This window comes from Streptomyces triticisoli (assembly GCF_003270085.1).
GTDB classification, from domain to species: Bacteria; Actinomycetota; Actinomycetes; order Streptomycetales; family Streptomycetaceae; genus Streptomyces; species Streptomyces triticisoli.
The window spans coordinates 13015-31737 of record NZ_QFDQ01000079.1 but is presented as its reverse complement, the minus strand read 5'-3'; the positions used below and the strand labels follow the sequence as shown (position 1 = coordinate 31737).

The window sequence follows — 18723 nt, the reverse complement described above, 5'->3', positions numbered from 1 at the left end:
GGGTCGCCCGCGGCGGGCGGAGTGCCGGACGCGCCCGGGGACGCGGGCTGGGGTGCCGCGGGACCGGGGCCGGCGGACTGAGGCGTGGGGGTCCCGGCGGGCTGCGGTGTGGCGGGCGTGCTCATGAGCCGTCCGCCGGGGTGGTACGGCGGACCGTGGGGGCTGCCGGATCATGGTGGTGGACGTGTTTGTCGCCGCGAACGTAGTCACCGTCGACGCGCAGGTAGTCGCCGGACACCGCGACGTGGTCGCCGGATATCTCCAGATGGTCCCGGGCCACGTTCACCTGGTCGCCGCCGACGGCCGTGGCGCCGGCCCCCACCGCGATCTGGCTGTCCCGCACGTCTCCGACGGTCGGCGTGGGCGGCGGTGCCGGGCTCCCCGGATCGGCTCCGCCGCCCACTCCTCCCGCGTCGCCGCCGATGCCGGAGACTCCCCCGGGTCTGTTCCGGCCGGTCGGTGGCTCCCCCGATCGCGCGGGAAGTCCGGGCGGCGCCGGATAGCCGGGTACGGTGACCCAGCCCCGGCGCGGTTCGCCGTGCTTGGTGACGAAGTCGGCGGGCAGGTAGGCCGCGGGGTCGATACCGGGATAGCGGCCCTGCACCACCGACTTGTGGATCTCGTTCGACACGACCAGCACCAGATGGGCCCGCCCTGCACGGGCGAGCACCTGCTTGACCGGCCCGGCGTCCACCAGGCGTGCCAGGTCGTTGACGGCACTGCCGGTCCACCGCTCGCCGCGGCGGATGACCAGGCCTTGGTGCAGTCCGACCCTCAGCCGCATGCGGTGCTCGTCGTTGTACTTGCCGCGGTGCTCCACGAGCGCGTCCTCCAGACCGCGCACCAGTTCGCGCAGCAGCCTGGTGGGGCTGGTCCCGATCGGGACGAGCAGCAGCATGCCGTCGCCGCGGTCCTGCACGGCACAGGCGTCGAGGCCGAGCCCGGCGCGGGCCAGCGCGAACTCGACCACGTGGTATAGCTCCTCGTGCAGTGTTGCCTGGGCGGTCTCCGGGCGCAGACTGAAGTCCTCGATGTCGAGGAGAACGATCCAGTGGCTCTGCGGATCGGGCGCCACCATCGGCGACCTCCTTGCTCGTGGCTGGGGAGCACGTTCGCCCCGTGACTATCTGAATATGAGCAGTCGACGGCAGTGTCTACGCCAACTGGCGCAGAGCGCTGGCGAATCGTGGATTCACCCACGGACGAGACCAAATCGGCCAACAGAGCTGCCGCCTCGTCATATTCTGGGTACTACAAGTGAGTTCATGGGCCAGATTCGCCGGAGGGGGTCGGGTGCACGCGTTCCGCGTCCCGCCGGCGCTGCTGCTGGGCTTCGCGCTCGGTCTCGTGTTGGTCCTGTTCGCCCGCGCCTGCGCCGACGGCGGGGACACGGGCACGGCGTCGGCGCCGCCCGGCGACACCAGGGGAACGGCGGGCGGGTCCGACGCCGTCGGACCCGCTTTGCCCGCGCTGTGGCCGACGCCGCGCAGCGTACGACGGGACCGCGGCTCGGTGCGGATCGGCGCCGATGTGGTGGTGCGGACCGACTCCGGGACCGACCCCGCCACGCTGGACTCCGTGGTGCGCACCCTGCGCGCGGGCGGTGCCCGGCGGGTGAGCGTGGGTGCCGCCCCGGACACGGGCGAGCTGCTGGTCAGCGTGGTGACCGACGGGGCGGCCGAGGCCCTTGAGCCGTTCGGTGTCGAGCCTCCCGGCGGACTGGCCACCGGGGGGTACGTCCTCGTCGCCGGGTCCGACGACGGCGAGCCGCGCCTGGTCCTGGCCGGGGTGGACCGGGCGGGCACCTTCCACGCCGCTCAGACCCTCGCTCAGCTGGTCCGCCCCGTCGGCGCCGCCCGCGCCCGCGGCACGCTGCCGGCCGTACGCATCCGCGACTGGCCCGCCACCTCCATCCGGGGCGTCGTCGAGGGTTTCTACGGCAAGCCCTGGACCCACCGGGAGCGGCTGGAACAGCTGGACTTCGCGGCCCGCTTCAAACTCAACACCTATCTGTACACCCCCAAGGGCGACGCGTATCTGCGCGCCCGCTGGCGCGAGCCGTACCCCGCGGCGCCCCTCGCCCGGCTGGGCGAGCTGGTCCGGCGGGCGGAGCAGAACCACGTCTCGTTCGTGTACGCGCTCTCCCCCGGCCCGTCCGTGTGCTATTCCTCCGCGTCCGACCGGGACGCGCTGATCGGCAAGTTCCGCCAGTTGTGGGACGTCGGGGTGCGGGCCTTCGCCGTGCCGCTGGACGACATCGACATCACGGGCTGGAACTGCGCCCAGGACGCGGCGGCCTACGGCAGCGGGCGAGGCGCGGTCGGACGCGCCCAGGCGGAGCTGCTGAACGAGGTGCAACACGGTTTCCTCGACGCGCGTTCCGGCGCCGCTCCGCTGATCGCCGTGCCCACGGAGTACGACGGCACGCGGGCGAGCGCCTACAAGGCCTCCCTCGCCGCCGTCCTGGACCCCGATGTCACCGTGATGTGGACGGGCCCACTGGTCGTCTCCCCGGCCCTGCGCGCCGACCAGGCCCGCGAGGCCCGTCGGCTGTACGGCCATCGGCTGCTGGTGTGGGACAACTACCCGGCGAACGACTACACGGCAGGTCATCTGCTGCTCGGCCCGTACGAGGGACGGGAGCCCGGTCTGCCCGCCGCGGTCGAGGGCGTGACGGCCAACCCCATGAACCAGGCGGTCGCCTCGGACCCGGCCCTGTTCTCGCTCGCCGCCTACACCTGGAACCCGGACGCCTACCGCCCGGCCGCCGCGCTCGACGCCGGCCTCGCGGCACTCGCCGACGGAAACCCCGAGGCGCTCACCGCTCTGCGTGCCTTCGCCGACGTCAACCGCGCCTCTCGGATCAACGCCGTGCAGGCGCCTGCACTCACCGCGCTCACGAGGGCGTACTGGCGGGGCACTGCAGGGGCGGAGCGGGCCCTGCGCGAGCGCCTCACCGTGCTCGCCGGACTGCGGGACACCCTCCCGGACTCCTTCCGTGACTCCGTGTCCCCGTGGGTGGCGTGTGCGACCGACTGGGCCCGGGCCGCGCTCGCCGCGATCGAGTTGCGCGCGGGCACCGGTTCCCGGGCCGAGGTCCGGGCCCTGCGCGACACGGCCCGCTCCCGCACGGTCATCGATTGGCAGGGTCGTGGCCGCACGGTGGTGGTGGGAGAGGGCGTGCTCGACACGTTCGTGGCCCGCGCACTCGGCTGAGCGGGCGGACCGCCGCACGGAACCTGGCCCCGGAACTCCGGCTTGCGCTCCGGGGACGCCTCCGCCAGAGCTTTTGTCACCGCATCCGTGTCGCCGCACAGGCCGTAAGCTGCCGGCGCCAGGAGCCGCCGTGGACGCCCGCGTCGACCACGCCGTCTCCCGCGTGGACATCATCCCGCCCGTCGAAGCCGTCGCCCGCCACGCGGGCAAGCTCCTCGCCGCAGCCGGACTGCACGGCCACGAGTACGCCCTCGACGCCGTCGTGGCCGCCACCGCGCTCGCCTCACCCGCCCCTGTGGCCATCCTGACCTCGGCCCCCGAGGACCTCCGCATGCTGTGCGGCAACGGTATCCGTGTGATCAAGGCCTGAGGCGTCATCGCGTGCTGATGTGACCTCCGTTCCTCCAGGGGCTACCGCACAGTAACCACTTACCCCTACGCTGCCGCTCAACTCTGCGACAGCGAAGGGGAGTTGATCCATGCGCGCGGCAAGACGTACGGCGGCGTTACTGGGTGCCGCCGCGTTACTGTGGGCGGTGCCCGGAAACGCCGGTGCGGCTCAGGCACCGAAGTTCTCCGGGACGACGGCGATCGGTACGCACAACGCGTACGAGAAGGCCAAGTACACGTACTTCGCACAGGCGCTGGACTCCGGCGCCTCGTTGCTCGAAGTCGACGTCTACACCGACCCGTTGACCCGGCGCTGGCGGGTCAGTCACAGCAATCCGCTGGGCAACGACAACAACTGCGAGGCCGCGAAGACACCGGGCGAGCTGTACGGCAAGAGCCGCAACCAGGACCTCGGCAGCTGCCTGGACAACATCGCCGCCTGGCACCAACTGCACCCCGACCACCGGCCGATCGTCTTCAAGGTGGAGATGAAGAACGGCTTCAACCAGACCATCGGTCTCGGGCCGGCCGCCTTCGACACCCTGGTGCGGCAGAAGCTCGGCAGCATGGTCTACAAGCCCTCCGACCTGCTGGACGGAAAGTACCCGACGCTGGACGCGGCCGCGAGGGCCGGCGCCTGGCCGTCCCGGGACGACCTGACCGGCAAGGTCCTCTTCGAACTGATCCCGGGAACGGTGGAGCAGGCCAACCCCTTCGACCACTACTGGACCGACCAGGAGTACGGCGACCACCTGCGTGACCTGTACGCCGCCGGGAACATCGCCACGGCCCAGGCCTTCCCCGCCGTCCTCGGCGCGGCGGCCGGCGATCCGCGCGCCGCCCGCTACGACGCCTCGATCCGCCCCTGGTTCGTCTTCTTCGACGGGAACGCGGCGGCCTACGTCAACAACGGCTACGACACGTCGTTCTACTCGGCGAACCACTACATCCTGATCACCACGGACGCGGCCGGTGTCTCCCCGGCGATCTCCTCGACCAACCCCACGGACGCGGAGGTGGCCGCCCGCCTGTCCCTCCTGGCCGGGAAGCACGCCAGCGTGATCACCTCGGACTGGTCGGCCAAGTCGCCCGCCGTACTGGGTTCGGTGGTCGACCGGGGCTGATGTTCGAACACCCTGAGGGGGTCGCCCGCAGGGGAGACGGGGCAGAACTCACTCAACGACTCCTCCCCCCACGGCACCTTCAGGGAGTGTGCATGCTGCACGGCATCGACGTGAGCGCCTACCAGTCCTCCACCTACGGCACGAGCGGCTCCTCCTTCGTCTTCATCAAGGCGACGGAGGGCCGTTCGTACGTCAACTCCAAGCTGAGCGCCCAGACCAAGCACGGTCGCGACGCCGGTCTGGTCATCGGCTTCTACCACTTCCTGTGGCCCGGCAACATCACGGCCCAGGCCGAGTACTTCGTCTCCCACGCCCCCGAGAAGGCGGGCGACATCCTCGCCGTCGACTGGGAGACCACGGGCGGGGGCACCCATGCGAGCAACGCGGAGAAGGACCAGTTCATCCGCAAGGTCAAGGCCCTCCGCCCGCACCACCGGGTGATCCTCTACGCCAACCGCCACTTCTGGCTCGGCATCGACACCACCTCCTACGCGGGCGACGGCCTGTGGATCGCGGACTACGTCAAGGCCGGGCACCCCCGCATCAAGGCGAAGTGGCTCTTCCACCAGTACACCGACGACCCGCACGACAAGAACGTGGCGAACTTCAGCAGCAAGGCTGCGCTCAAGGCGTGGGCGAAGGGCGCCTGAGCCGGGCGGCGACGCGAAGGAAGCCCTACGCCCGGAAGTCCGCCGGGCGCTCCGGTGACGCCTCCCCCAGGGCCTCGGTGACGGCGTCGGCGCCTCCACGCATCCCGTACACCGGGGTGCCGGGCTGCTGACGCCAGGAGTCGTCGATGCCGCCGGTGTCCACCGTGTCGAAGCCGATCCCGTCGATGATCTGCCTGACCTTCGCCTTGGCCGCCTCGTCGTCACCGGCCACCGGGAGCGCCATGCGCTCGGGGTCCCCGGCCGGGCGGGGGCGTTCGAGGAGGTCCTGGGCGAAGGTGCCGTTGAACGCCTTGACCACGGGATGGCCGATCTGCCGCTCGGTCCAGCGGCTCTCGGTCAGCCCCTCGTCCTCGATCCCCGCGATCCTGCCGTCCCGCTCCCGCGGGTAGTAGTTGCCGGTGTCGATCACCACCACGTCCTCGGCCGCCCCGTCGAGCAGCCCGGACGGCAGCCCCGGGACCGCCTTCACGGGAACGGTGACCACGACCACCTCGGCGCCCCGCGCCGCCTCCTCGACCCGTACGGGGGTCGCGCCGGTCTCCTCGGCCAGCGCGGTGAGGGTCCGCGGCCCGCGCGAATTGGCGACGGAGACGTCATGACCGACGGCGGTGAACCGCCGGGTCAGGTTGCCGCCGATGTTCCCCGCACCAATGATGCCGATCTTCATCTCTGCTCGCCCTGCCTTCCCTGGGTCGGCCTCCGGCACAGCTCCTGCCGAACAGGAGGTAGTGACTCTCAGACCAACAAGCCAGAGCTGTGATCCATGCCACCCACTGCTCTGCGGCGCACTGGTGCAACCTTTGACGGATCTTGCAGGTCTGCTGAGTGAGTCGTCCCGTCCTGTCGGTGCGGGGCCACCTGTTTTCTCGCTCCTCACGAAGGACATCGCAGATCCATTATGGGTAGATCTCGCTACATCTGGGGTACGGCTGCCGTGGTCTCGGCAGGACTCGTCGGAGGGCTCGTCCTGAGCGGAGGCTCCGACCAGCCGGGCCGGAGCCCCGATCACGACGGCAGGCCCGGACCCGTCAGGAGCCAGGCCCACACCGCCGCGCTGCCGACGGCCGATCACGGCACCAGGGCCGCCCTGAAGCAGGAGCGGACCGAGCCGTTCAGCATGCTCGGGATCACCTGGAGCGACCCTGCGGCGCGGATCACGGGCACGATCGAGGCCCGTACCCGCGCGGCGGGATCCGGTCAGTGGTCCGACTGGCTGCGGCTGGACGGCAATGGCGGCCAGGGTGAGGCGGGCGCCCAGCGCGGGGGTACCGAACCGGCCTGGGTGGGGCCGTCCGACGGCGTGGAGGTGCGGGTCACGGCGGACGGACGTACCTCCGACCGGCTGCCTGCCGGGCTGCGTCTGGACATGATCGACCCGGGCAAGGGCGGCAGCGGCGGCGGAGCGATGGAACCGGCGGGCTACCGCGTCGACGGGCCCGCCGATCCGGCCGAGTCGCCCGACCCCACGGAAGGGGAACCGGCCGAGGACCCCGGTCCGACCGCGCCGGCCGACGACGAGGAGACCACCGCTCCCGTCGAGCCCGAGCCCGAGCCCCCGGCCGAGCCCACTCCTTCCAGCGAGGAGCCGACGCCCTCCGAGCCCGCCTCCCCGCCCCCGTCGGCAACTCCCAGCCCCAGCGCCAGTGCGACCGGGCCCACGGCTCCGCCGTCCACCGCGCCGCGCCCGGCGATCGTCTCGCGTGCCGGGTGGGGTGCAGACGAGTCGATCAGCCCCGAGGAGCCCGGTTACCTGCCCGGCGGGAAGATCAAGGCGGTGGTGGTCCACCACACCGCCGAGAGCAACAACTACACCTGCGCCGACGGACCCGCCGTCGTCCGGGGCATCTACGCGTACCACGTCAGGCAGCTGAAGTGGAAGGACCTCGGCTACAACTTCCTCGTCGACAAGTGCGGCAAGGTCTACGAGGGCCGCAAGGGCGGAGTGGACCTGCCCGTCATGGGCGCCCACGCCTTCGGCTTCAACTCCGAGACCACCGGCATCTCCATCCTGGGCACCTACACCGACGTCGCCCCCAGCAACGCCGCCCTGACCTCGGTGGCCCGGATCGCCGCCTGGAAGCTGGGGCAGTACGGCGTGAACCCGGCCGGCACGGTCACCCTCACCGCGGGTGACAGCGGCCGCAGCTACACCGGCACGACCTGGGCCAAGGGCGCGAAGATGAGCCTGCCCGCCCTCCACGGGCACCGTGACAACTACAACACCCAGTGCCCCGGCAACGCGTACTACGCCAAGCTGCCCACCCTCCGCAGCTGGGCCGCCGGCCCGGTCAAGGGCCTGACGATCAAGTCCGTCACCGGCGCCGGGCTGTCCGGCACGACGTACTACACCAAGGCCGCGATCACCGTGAACTGGGCGGCCACCACACCGTCCGCGCTGATCAGCAAGTACGAACTCCTCGTCGACGGCAAGCCCGTGGCCACCGCCGCGGGAACCGCCACCTCGGCCAAGGCCACCCTGGCACTGGGCAGCCACCAGATACAGGTCCGCGCCACCCACCAGTCCGGGAAGACCGCCACCTCCGCGGCGGCCACGGTGGTCGCCGAGACGACCGCCCCCACCTTCCCCACCAAGCCGAAGGCGGCCCTGCGCACGGGCACGGTGAACACCACCGCCGTCCCCGTCACCCTGAGCTGGAAGGCGTCCGACGACGCCGCCCTGAAGGAGGTCAGGCTCACCGCCCCGACCACCGCCACCTACGGGCCGGCCACCACCAGCGCGAAGCTCACCGCCAAGTCCGGTACGGCGACCACCTGGTCCCTGACCGCCCGCGACCAGGCGGGCAACACCGGTACGGCCGCCGTGTCCGGCACCCCCGTCATCGTCCAGGAGACGTCCGCGACCAAGGCCGGCACCTGGACGAGCAAGTCCTCCACCAGCTACCTCGGCGGCAAGTCCCTCACCAGCTCGACGAAGAACGCCTCCCTGACCTGGACCTTCACCGGCCGCTCCGTGGCCTGGCTGGTCTCCCGGGCCGCCACCTCCGGCCAGGCCCACATCTACGTCGACGGCACCAAGACCGCCACGGTCGACCTGAAGTCGGCGACGACCAAGTACCGGGACGCGATCTGGACCAAGACCTGGTCCACCAGCGCGAAGCACACGATCAAGGTCGTGGTCGTCGGCACCTCGGGCCGCCCCGCCGTCACCACGGACGGCATCGTGTACCTCAAGTAGCACCGCACCGCCCGGCGCCCTGCGATCAGGGCGCCGGCACGCGGGCGCGCAGGGCGGCGATCACCCAGGCGAACTCCTCCTCGTGCGCCGGTGCGGGCGTTCCCTTGGGGGTCGCCGGCAGTTCGCGGTAGCGGGCGAGCGCGGGGTCGCCCTGGCCGTGGAAGGTGAGGGCGACGCGGGGCCGGTCGCACGGGCCGTGGGTGATCTGCGCGGGCTGCCGGGGGAAGGCGCGCGGGGCGGGCGCGGTCTGCGGGGACGCGGTGTCCGAGGGCCCGGAGGACGCTACGGAGGACGCGGCGGAGTGCGGGGCGGCGCCGGTGGAGGCACACCCGGCGGCGAGTGCGCCGCCGGCGACGAGTCCGGCACCGGCCCGCAGCACGCCGCGGCGGTCGGTCGTGGTCACCGCACCATTTAAGAGGCGCAGGGTGAGAAAACGGGCGATTCGCACGTACGGACACGGAAGTGAGCGTCGGTCAGGTGTGCGGGGCACCGCCCGTCAGCGGTCGCCCACCCGCATCTCGAACCACGTCGTCTTGCCGCGTGGCAGCAGGTCGACTCCCCAGCGGTCGGACAGCTTGTCGACGAGGAACAGGCCGCGTCCGCTGATGTCCAGCTCCTGCACCGGCATCAGACACGGCAGCCCGCGGGAGGGGTCGCGGACCTCGACACGGATCCAGCCGCGGCGGCGGCGCATCCGCAGGCCGAAGACGCGGGCGCCGGTGTGCCGTACGGCGTTGCCCACGAGTTCGGAGACGAGCAGGACGGTGTCCTCGGCCATCCGGGGCGACAGCCCCCACAGACGCAGGACGACGACCTGGGCGAGCCGGCGGGCGGTGGCGGCGGACTCGGGGCGGGACGGCAGCGGAACCTCCGCCTCCGTCGGATTGCCGAACAACTCCAGCGCCTTCTGCGCGCGTTCGTCCTCGACCGCGGGCGACCAGCGCGCCGCGGTCGCACGTGACTGTCCCCGCGGCTGTTCGATACCCTCCAGCCCCGCCATGCCCCCATGATGGCCGTCCGCGACCTCCTCCGGGGCCGTTACGGGTGAATACGCCCCCCGGGCGCCCCCTGTGCGCACCTTTCGAGCGGCATATGCCAACGGCACCTCGGGCCCTGGAACGGCCCGGCTGACCTGCGCGGACGGTTCGGCTGGCGGCAATCGACCGGCTCCCTCGACAAGACACGCTTAAGGCTGCGTTAAGGCTGCCATAAACCACCCTGTCGAGGGACCCGGATCAGACATCATGTCAATTGCAAGTCCCCGAACGAGGGAATCACTGGAACTTCGCCTTGCCGGGACCCTCTTCCACGAAGCTGCGCATGCCGCGCTCGCGGTCCTCCGTGGCGAACAGGCCGGCGAACCAGTTGCGCTCGACGGCGAGTCCGGTCTCGAGGTCGGTCTCCAGGCCGGTGTCGATCGACTCCTTGGCGGCGCGCAGCGCGATCGCCGGACCCTGGGCGAGCCTGGCGGCCCACGCGTATGCCTCGGCGTAGACCTGGTCGGGTGCCACCACGCGGTCCACCAGGCCCAGCGCGAGGGCCTCGTCGGCCTTGACCTGACGGCCGGTGAAGATGAGGTCCTTGGCCTTGGAGGGGCCGATCAGCCGGGACAGCCGCTGGGTGCCGCCCGCGCCGGGGATGAGGCCGAGCAGGATCTCCGGCTGGCCGAGCTTGGCGTTCTCCCCGGCGATGCGGTAGTCCGCGCAGAGCGCGAGTTCGCAGCCTCCGCCGAGCGCGTAGCCCGTGACGGCGGCGACCACCGGCTTGGGGATGCGGGCCACGGCGGTGAAGGAGTCCTGCAGGGCGCGGGCGCGCAGGACCATCGCCGCATGGTCCATCACCTGCATCTCCTTGATGTCCGCGCCGGCCGCGAACACCTTCTCGCCACCGTAGATCACCACGGCGCGCACGTCCTCGCGGCGGGTGATCTCCTCGGCGAGCTCCTTGAGCCGGTCCTGCGTGGCGACGTCGAGCGCGTTCATGGGCGGACGATCCAGGCGCAGGGTACCGACGCCTTCGGCGACTTCCAGAGATACGGTCATGGGAGCAGGTTAACGGGGGCTAACGGTGGCTGGGCCGGTGCGGTCGGTCACACACGGCCGGGGGGGCCGGGGGTCGCCCCCGGACAGGCACAGCACGGGGGCTGACGGTGGCCGGGCCGGTGCGGTCGGTCACACGCGGCCCGGGCCGTCGGCGGCGTGTGCTACGCCTTCCACTCGTCCCAGGACATGTTCCAGCCGTTGAACCCGTTGTCCGGGGCGACCGTCCGGTCGCGGGAGTTCTTGACGATCACCACGTCGCCGACCATCGAGCTGTTGAAGAACCAGGCGGCCGGCGTGGCTCCGTCGTAACCGCCGCGTACGTCGCGCAGGCCGATGCAGCCGTGGCTGGCGTTGTAGTTGCCGAAGGCGCCGCCGCTCCAGTAGTTGCCGTGGAGGAAGGTGCCGGAGTTGGTCAGGCGCATGGCGTGCGGGACGTCGGGGATGTCGTACTCGCCCTTGCCGTCGGAGTCGGTGAAGCCGACCGTCGCACCGTTCATGCGGGTCACCTTGAGCTTCTCGCTGACGACCATCTGGCCGTTCCAGGTGGCGGTGGACGGCGCGCCGGCGGTGATGGGAATGGTCCTGACGACCTTGCCCTCCCGCATGACCTTCATCGTGTGCGTCTTGGCGTCGACCACGGAGACCTGGTTGCGGCCGATGGTGAAGGAGACGGTCCTGCTCTGCTTGCCGTAGACGTCGGGGCGGCCCTCGACGCCGTCCAGGTCGAGCTTGACGGTGACCTTGGTGCCGGCCTTCCAGTAGTGCTCGGGGCGGAAGTCGAGGCGGTCGTTGCCGAACCAGTGGCCGGCGACCTCGACGGCCGGCTCGGTCTTGATCTCGATCGCCTTCTCGACGGCCTTCGGCTCCGTGATGCCCCGGGTGAAGCGGAGCGAGAACGGCATTCCGACGCCGACGGTGGAGCCGTCCTCGGGGGTGAAGTGGCCGATGAAGGTGTTCTGCGGGGTCAGCGTGGTGAAGCTGGAGTCCTCGGTCGCCTCGATGCCCTCGGAGTCCTTGGCCACCGCGTGCACCGTGTACGTGGTGGAGGCGGCCAGGTGCCTGCTCGGCGTCCAGGAGGTGCCGTCGCCGGACATCTCCCCGGGTATCCGCGTGCCCTTGGTGTCCTTGACGACGACCCGGGTGAGCTTGCCCTTGCTCACGCCGACCTTGAGGGTGTCGCTGGTGTCCACGGACTTGGCGCCGTCCTTGGGCGCGATGGTCACGACCGCCTGCGACTGCTTGCTCCGGGCCGTTTCGGAGCCCTTGCCCTCGCTCTCCCCGGACCCCTCGCCCGGGACGCCCCCGCCGCACGCGGTGACGGCGAGGAGCAGCACGCCGGACACCAGTGCCAGCACCCCCTTGCGCCCCCGTCGTCCCCGCGCATCCACCGATGTCCCCGATATCGGCCGCACGTTCAAGTTCGTCTCCCCTCCCCGGGCCGGTCGGACCCGCACCCCTCGCGCGTCTCCCGCGCCCTTTTCGCATAGTAACCAAAGGTCAGGGGCGAGTTGTCAGGCGATTGTCACTGTTCCGTCCCAACTTCAACGGCTTCCCGGCAGGCGGGCGCGGACGGGCCCCACCCCCTCGCCCCCGCCCGGTCACTTGACCGCGCTGCCCGCCTTCCACTGGTCCCAGTCCATGTTCCAGCCGCCGAGGCCGTTGTCGGGAGCGACCGTCTTGTCGTCGCCGTTGACGACCCGGACGATGTCGCCGACGAGGCTGCGGGCGAAGAACCAGGCGGCCGGCGTGCCGCTGTCGTGGCCGCCGCGTACGTCGCGCAGGCCGATGCAGCCGTGGCTGACGTTTTCGCGGCCGAACGTGTCCCGGGCCGACCAGTAGTTGCCGTGCAGGTAGGTACCGGAGGTGGTGAGCCGCAGGGCGTGCGGGACATCGGGGACGTCGTACTCCTCACCGAAGCCGACCGTGCGGCTGTCCATGCGGGTGACCTCGTGCATCTCCATCACCACCATCGTCCCGTTGTACGTGGCGTGCTTCCGCGTCCCGGCGGTGACGGGGAGCGTGGTCAGCAGTTGGCCGTCGCGGTGGACCTGCATGGTGTGGGCGGCGACGTCGACCAGGGAGACCTGGCTGCGGCCGATGGTGAAGGAGAAGGTCTTGGACTGCAGCCCGTAGACGCCGGGCGCCCCCTCGACGTCCTTCAGGCGCAGCTCGACGGTGACCCGGGTGCCCGGCTTCCAGAACTCCCGGGGACGGAAGTCGAGCCGGCTCCCGCCGAACCAGTGCGGGCGGACCTCGACCGCCGGCTCGGCGGTGACGCGGACGGCCCGCTCGACGGCGGCGCGGTGGGTGACCGGCCGGTTGAAGGACAGCGAGACGATCATTCCGGTGCCCACGACGGAGTGGTTCTCCGGGGTGACGTGGCCGATGAAGCGTTTGTCGGGGACGAGGGTGGTGAAGGTGGTGTGCCGGGCGGAGCGGTGCCCGGCCCCGTCGTCGGCCACCGCGTCGACGGTGTACTTGGCGGCGAGGGCGAGCCGGTCGTCGTCGGGCTGCCAGGTCCGGCGGTCGTGGGAGAAGTGCCCGGGCACCGGGGTGTTCTGCGCGTCCTGGGACTTGACGACCGTGACGGACTCCAGGTGCCCGGCGGTGACCCGCACCCGCAGCTTCTCGCCGGGCCGGACCCCCTTGCTGCCGTCGTCCGGCGAGACCTTGACGACGTCCTCGGGCGCCGGGGGGTCGCCGAAGACCCGGTCGAGCCCGCTGCCGCCGCCCGAGGTGCAGCCGGCGACCCCGGCCAGTAGTCCTGCCCATGTCAGTACGGCGGCCAGTGCGGCCCCCGCGCGCCGTGCGCGCCCAGTTGCATGCCTCACGCGCTGCCCAACGACCGGGGCCGCCCAGGGAAACGTGAGTGCGAGGCACCCCGTGGGCAGAACAGTGGGGAGGAACGCGCGACGGGGAGCCGCGCCCGGGGGGGCAGCCGCAGGGAGGGGCGGGCCGGAGGCGGACGAGCCACAAGGACCACAGGGCCACAAGGGCCGAAAGAGCCGCGAGAGCTGAAAAAAGGGGCCGACCAGGTGTCCAGCGCAGCCGAGCAGGAGACGGTGGCGGGCGGACGCGCCACCGGGAACGGGTGCGCCACCGGGAACGGGTGCGCCACCGGGAACGGGTGCGCCACCGAAGGCGTGCGGACCGCCCAGGAGGACCGCCCGTCCGCCGAGGGTCACCCGTCCGCCGCCGTGAACGGCGTCCGCCGCACCGCGCCGCCGCCCGGTGTGCCCGTGTGGCCGGGCGCGCCGACACCGCTGGGCGCCCGCTTCCGGGTCGGCCCGGACGGGGTGGCGGGCACCAACTTCGCGCTGTGGGCGGGCGGGGCGGAGGCGGTGGAGTTGTGCCTGTTCGACGAGTCGGGCAGGGAGACCCGCGCCCGGCTCACCGAACTGACGCACGAGATCTGGCACGGCTTCGTCCCCGGAGTGATGCCGGGTCAGCGCTACGGCTACCGGGTGCACGGCCGCTGGGACCCGTGGACCGGCGCCCGTTGGAACCCGGCCAAGCTGCTGCTCGACCCGTACGCGCGCGCGGTGGACGGCGCCAGGGGAAACGATTACAGCCGGCTGCCCCCCGAGGTGTACGGGCACGTCCGGGACTGGCCCGACCAGTCGGTGGCGGACACCGTGCGCGACGAGCGGGACTCGGCGCCGTACGTGCCCAAGGGAGTCGTCGTCCACGATGACGACGACTGGTCCGACGACCGCCGCCCCAAGACGCCGTGGGCCGACTCGGTGATCTACGAGCTGCACGTGCGCGGCTTCACCAGGCTGCACCCCGGAGTCCCGGAGGAACTGCGGGGCACGTACGCCGGACTGGCCCACCCCGCGGCGATCGAGCACCTGGTGAGGCTGGGGGTGACGGCGGTGGAGCTGCTGCCGGTGCACCAGTTCGCGCACGAGGACCACCTGCTGCGCCGCGGCCTGAGGAACTACTGGGGCTACAACTCCATCGGCTACTTCGCCCCGCACGCGGCGTACGCCGCCTCCGGCACCGCCGGTCAGCAGGTGGGCGAGTTCAAGCGGATGGTGCGCGCGCTGCACGCGGCCGGCATCGAGGTCATCCTCGACGTGGTCTACAACCACACGGCGGAGGCGAACGAGTACGGCCCCACGCTGTCCCTGAAGGGCATCGACAACCACCGCTACTACCGCCCGCAGCCGGACCCGCGCCGGTACGCCGACTACACCGGCTGCGGCAACACCCTGCACGTGGTCCAGCCGCACGTGCTGCGCCTGATCACCGACTCGCTGCGCTACTGGGTGAGCGAGATGGGCGTGGACGGCTTCCGCTTCGACCTGGCGGCGGCACTGGCCCGCTCCATGCATGACGTGGACATGCTCTCCCCGTTCCTCGCGGTCATCGCCCAGGACCCGGTGCTGCGCCGGGTGAAGCTGATCGCCGAGCCGTGGGACGTCGGCTCGGGCGGCTACCAGGTGGGCGCCTTCCCTCCCCTGTGGACGGAGTGGAACGACCGCTACCGCGACGCCGTACGGGACTTCTGGCGGCACGCCCTGCCGGACGTACGGGAGATGGGCTACCGCCTGTCCGGCTCCAGCGACCTGTACGCGTGGAACGGCCGCCTCCCCTACGCCTCCGTCAACTTCGTCACCGCACACGACGGTTTCACCCTCCGCGACCTGGTGTCCTACGACCGCAAGCACAACGAGGCCAACGGCGAGGACAACCGGGACGGCACCGACGACAACCGCTCCTGGAACTGCGGGGCGGAGGGCGAGACCGACGACGAGCCGATACGCGCGCTGCGGCGCCGGCAGCTGCGGAACCTGATGACCACGCTGCTGCTGTCGACGGGCGTGCCGATGCTGGTCGCCGGCGACGAGATGGGCCGCACCCAGCGCGGCAACAACAACGCCTACTGCCAGGACAACGAGATCGGCTGGCTGGACTGGAGCCTGCTGGACGACCCCGGGTGGCGGCCCCTGTTCGAGCTGACCTCCCGTCTGATCGCCCTGCGCCACCGGCACCCGGTCCTGCGCCGCCGCGCGTTCTTCTCCGGGCGCGCGCACTCGGCGGACGGACTGCGGGACCTGGCCTGGTTCACCGCGCACGGCACGGAGATGACGGAGGGCGACTGGTACGCCCCCGCCGCCACCCTGGGCATGTACCTGTCCGGCCGGGACATCCCGGGCCGCGACGAGCGCGGCGCCCCGATCGTCGACGACAGCTTCCTGGCCGTCCTGCACGCCGGGGACCACCCGGTGAGCTTCGTCCTGCCGGGACCGCCGTGGGCGGAGCGCTACGAGGTCATCGTGGACACCTCACGGGAGGAACAGACGGACGCGCCGGGCGCGCTGCACGTCTCGGGAGCGTCGATCACGGTGCCCGCCAGGTCGGTCCTGCTGCTCAAGGTCGCGGGCTAGCCGAGGATGCCGCGGTCGTACGCCACCGCGACCGCCGCCGCGCGGTCCTTGACGCCGAGCTTGGCGTACAGGTGGGTGAGGTGGGTCTTCACGGTGGCCTCGCTGATGAACAGCTCGCGGGCGATCTCCCGGTTGGAGGTGCCCTTGGCGACCAGGGCGAGGACCTCGCGCTCGCGGGCGGAGAGGGGCTCGTTGCCCGGGGTGGGCGCACGGACGGCGGAGACCAGCCGGGAGGCCACGGCCGGGGAGAGCACCGTACGTCCCTCCGCCGCGGCCCGGACGGCGGTGAACAGCTCGTCGCGCGGGGCGTCCTTGAGCAGGTAGCCGGTGGCGCCCGCCTCGATCGCGGGCAGGGTGTCGGAGTCGGTGTCGTACGTCGTCAGCACCAGCACCTTGGCGCGGGCGCCGCGGCGGGCCAGTTCCCGGATGGCGTCCACGCCCGAGCCGCCCGGCATGCGCAGGTCCATGAGGATCACGTCCGGGTCGAGGGCGGCGGCCTTCCCGACCGCCTCGACGCCGTTCGACGCCTCGTCGAGAACCGTGAATTCGATGATGGGCATGGCTCAAGGTTCGCGGCGGGCGGGGCCCGCGCACATCGCCCGTCACGCTCGATGCGATATCAGCCGATCGGTTGATGTCGCGGTCGTACCGCGCAGGTCGGGCGGGTGTTCGTACGGCCGTACGCGCAGGTCGTAGGACCAGCGGCGGAGTACGGTCCGGCCGAACCGCCGAAAACTCTGTGGGCGATGTCAGTGGCGGTCCGTAGGCTCGCCCCTGATGCCCAAGACACCTGCCTCCGCCGAGGACCCCGCCGACCGCACCGGCCCGACCGGTCGTTCGGCCGTGCGTACGCTGCTGCGCCTGTGGCCGTACGTGCGGCCGGTGCGGGTGCGGCTGTTCACCGCCGCGTTCATCGCGATCGTCGCCTCCTGCGTGGGGCTGGTGATCCCGCTCGTCCTGAAGTGGATGGTGGACGGGCCGGTCGCCGACCGGGACCCGCGCGGCGTGTGGCTCGGGGCGCTGTACCTGCTGCTGCTCGGGCTGGCGGAGGCGCTGCTGTTCGGGCTGCGGCGGTGGCTGGTGGCCCGGCCGCTGTCGCGCGTGGAGGCGGAGATGCGGGCGGGCCTCTACGGGCATCTGCAGCGGCTGCCGGTGGCCTTCCACGACCGGTGGGCGTCGGGCCAGTTGCTCTCCCGGGGCACGACGGATCTGATGCTGCTGCGCCTGTTCCTCGCCTTTCCGCTGACGTTCCTGCTGGTCAACGGCGTGACGATCGTGGTCGGCATGGTCATCATGCTGCTGCAGGACTGGACGCTGGGGCTGGTGATGCTCGGGCCGGCCGTGCCGCTGGTCGTCCTGAGCTCGGTCTTCGAGAAGAAGTACGCGCGCGCGGCTCGGCTGGCGCAGGACCAGGTCGGGGACCTGACGACGGTGGTCGAGGAGAGCGTGCTCGGCATCCGCATCATCAAGGGGTTCGGCCGGCACCGCAGCCAGGCGCGGGCGTTCCGCGAGCTGTCCCGGACCCTGCGGGGCACGGAGCTGCGCAAGGCCCGCCTGCTGGCCACCATCTGGGCGGTCATCATGACCCTGCCGGAGGTGGCCATCGGGGCGGCGCTGGTGGTGGGGGCGGTCCAGGTCGCGGACGGCTCGCTGTCGGCGGGGACGCTGGTCGCCTTCCTGTCCACGGCGCTGGCGCTGCGCTGGCCGGTGGAGTCGATCGGGTTCCTGCTGGCGATGAGCCAGGAGGCGGCGACGGCGACGGAACGGTACTTCGAGGTTCTGGACGCGGAGCCGGAGTCCGGGGAGCCGTTGGTTTCCGGTGAACGTGGGCTGGTGCCGGGGGGTGGGTCTCGCAGCCCGGCGGTGCGGGGTGCCTCCCCCAGGCGTTCAGCACTGGGGGAGGCACGACTGCCCGCAGCTTGCGACGGGCTGCGGTTCCACGGCGTCCGGTTCCGGTACCCCGACGCCCCGCCCGGCTCTCCGCCCCTGCTCGACCGTGTCGACCTGCACATCCGCCCCGGCGAGTCCATGGCCCTGGTCGGCGCGACCGGAAGCGGCAAGACGACCCTCACGGCGCTCATCCCCCGCCTCCACGAGGTGACGTCGGGGCGGATCACGCTCGACGGCGAGGACATCACCGCCATGCCCCGGGAGACGCTGCGCGCTCTCGTCGCCGTCGCCTTCGAGGAACCCACCCTCTTCTCGGCGAGCGTCGGCGACAACGTTCTCATGGGCGCCGACGGCACCGCTGGCGCCACCGAACTGAACCGCGCGCTCTCCATCGCGCAGGCCGACTTCGTGCACGCCCTCCCCCGGGGCACCGACACGCAGGTCGGCGAGCAGGGCCTCAACCTCTCCGGCGGCCAGCGGCAGCGCCTCGCGCTGGCCCGTGCCGTCGTGGGACGGCCCCGGTTCCTGGTCCTGGACGACCCGCTGTCCGCCCTGGACGTGCACACCGAGGCCGCCGTGGAGGCCGCCCTGCGCCAGGTCCTCGCCGACACCACCGCCCTGATCGTGGCCCACCGCCCCTCCACGGTCCTGCTGGCCGACCGCGTCGCCCTGCTGTCGGACGGCCGGATCGCCGCCGTGGGCACGCACCACGAACTGCTGCGCACCAACGCCGAGTACGCCCACCTAATGGCGGGCGGGCACTCGCTCGAAGAGGAGGACGACGAGCGTTGACTTCTTCCC

The 18723-nt window shown here is 71.7% G+C and carries 12 protein-coding genes and 3 pseudogenes; 7 read left to right on the top strand and 8 right to left on the bottom strand.

What is annotated here, in order from left to right:
- Positions 1-121: 121 nt before the first annotated feature.
- Positions 122-1078 carry a hypothetical protein gene (locus DEP02_RS14300; RefSeq protein WP_112467700.1) on the bottom strand — a complete coding sequence of 319 codons (957 nt, stop codon included), beginning with the start codon at positions 1076-1078 and terminating at the stop codon, positions 122-124.
- 215 nt (positions 1079-1293) lie between these two features.
- Between DEP02_RS14300 and DEP02_RS14295 the strand changes: the two genes are divergently transcribed.
- The 4 genes and pseudogenes from DEP02_RS14295 to DEP02_RS14275 all read left to right on the top strand — a co-directional run bounded on the left by DEP02_RS14295 (position 1294) and on the right by DEP02_RS14275 (position 5380).
- Positions 1294-3216 (top strand): glycoside hydrolase family 84 protein, encoded by a 1923-nt coding sequence (locus DEP02_RS14295; protein ID WP_157977443.1) that lies wholly within the window; start codon positions 1294-1296, stop codon positions 3214-3216.
- Positions 3217-3352: 136 nt separating this feature from the next.
- A pseudogene (locus DEP02_RS14285) lies at positions 3353-3586 on the top strand (DNA-binding protein); the annotation flags it as partial.
- A 109-nt stretch (positions 3587-3695) separates the two neighbouring features.
- Positions 3696-4730, top strand: a complete 1035-nt coding sequence (locus DEP02_RS14280) for a phosphatidylinositol-specific phospholipase C domain-containing protein (protein ID WP_198668439.1) — start codon at positions 3696-3698, stop codon at positions 4728-4730.
- 92 nt (positions 4731-4822) lie between these two features.
- Entirely contained in the window at positions 4823-5380 is a 558-nt protein-coding gene (locus DEP02_RS14275) for a GH25 family lysozyme (RefSeq protein WP_112467698.1), read from the top strand.
- A gap of 25 nt (positions 5381-5405) precedes the next feature.
- Here DEP02_RS14275 and DEP02_RS14270 read toward each other — a convergent pair whose 3' ends face one another.
- Positions 5406-6068, bottom strand: a complete 663-nt coding sequence (locus DEP02_RS14270) for an NADPH-dependent F420 reductase (protein ID WP_112467697.1) — start codon at positions 6066-6068, stop codon at positions 5406-5408.
- Between the two features lie 231 nt (positions 6069-6299).
- Here DEP02_RS14270 and DEP02_RS14265 point away from each other — a divergent pair, with 231 nt between their 5' ends.
- The gene (locus DEP02_RS14265; RefSeq protein ID WP_112467696.1) at positions 6300-8597 is read left to right on the top strand and encodes a peptidoglycan recognition protein family protein; all 2298 of its coding nucleotides are present in this window, start codon (positions 6300-6302) and stop codon (positions 8595-8597) included.
- Between the two features lie 130 nt (positions 8598-8727).
- Here DEP02_RS14265 and DEP02_RS14260 read toward each other — a convergent pair.
- From DEP02_RS14260 to DEP02_RS14240, 5 genes and pseudogenes are all read right to left on the bottom strand, one after another.
- Positions 8728-9000: pseudogene (locus tag DEP02_RS14260) on the bottom strand (polysaccharide deacetylase family protein); the annotation flags it as partial.
- Positions 9001-9093: 93 nt separating this feature from the next.
- A complete protein-coding gene (locus DEP02_RS14255) occupies positions 9094-9597 on the bottom strand; it encodes an ATP-binding protein (RefSeq protein WP_112467695.1) in 504 nt (167 codons plus the stop codon).
- Between the two features lie 274 nt (positions 9598-9871).
- Positions 9872-10639 carry an enoyl-CoA hydratase/isomerase family protein gene (locus DEP02_RS14250; protein ID WP_112467694.1) on the bottom strand — a complete coding sequence of 256 codons (768 nt, stop codon included), beginning with the start codon at positions 10637-10639 and terminating at the stop codon, positions 9872-9874.
- A 161-nt stretch (positions 10640-10800) separates the two neighbouring features.
- A complete protein-coding gene (locus tag DEP02_RS14245; RefSeq protein ID WP_198668438.1) occupies positions 10801-12057 on the bottom strand; it encodes a L,D-transpeptidase in 1257 nt (418 codons plus the stop codon).
- Positions 12058-12237: 180 nt separating this feature from the next.
- Positions 12238-13470 (bottom strand): L,D-transpeptidase, encoded by a 1233-nt coding sequence (locus DEP02_RS14240; protein ID WP_112467692.1) that lies wholly within the window; start codon positions 13468-13470, stop codon positions 12238-12240.
- 204 nt (positions 13471-13674) lie between these two features.
- Here DEP02_RS14240 and glgX point away from each other — a divergent pair, with 204 nt between their 5' ends.
- Complete coding sequence (gene glgX, locus DEP02_RS14235) at positions 13675-16032, top strand: glycogen debranching protein GlgX (protein ID WP_112467691.1); 2358 nt, start codon at positions 13675-13677, stop codon at positions 16030-16032.
- Here glgX and DEP02_RS14230 read toward each other — a convergent pair.
- A pseudogene (locus DEP02_RS14230) lies at positions 16029-16577 on the bottom strand (LuxR C-terminal-related transcriptional regulator); the annotation flags it as partial. The gene glgX and the pseudogene DEP02_RS14230 sit on opposite strands and share 4 nt — an antisense overlap.
- A gap of 232 nt (positions 16578-16809) precedes the next feature.
- On the opposite strand from DEP02_RS14230, the gene DEP02_RS14225 reads away from it, so the two are divergent.
- Positions 16810-18714: an ABC transporter ATP-binding protein gene (locus DEP02_RS14225; RefSeq protein WP_112467690.1), complete on the top strand. Its 1905-nt coding sequence runs from the start codon at positions 16810-16812 to the stop codon at positions 18712-18714.
- The last annotated feature ends 9 nt before the right edge of the window (positions 18715-18723 follow it).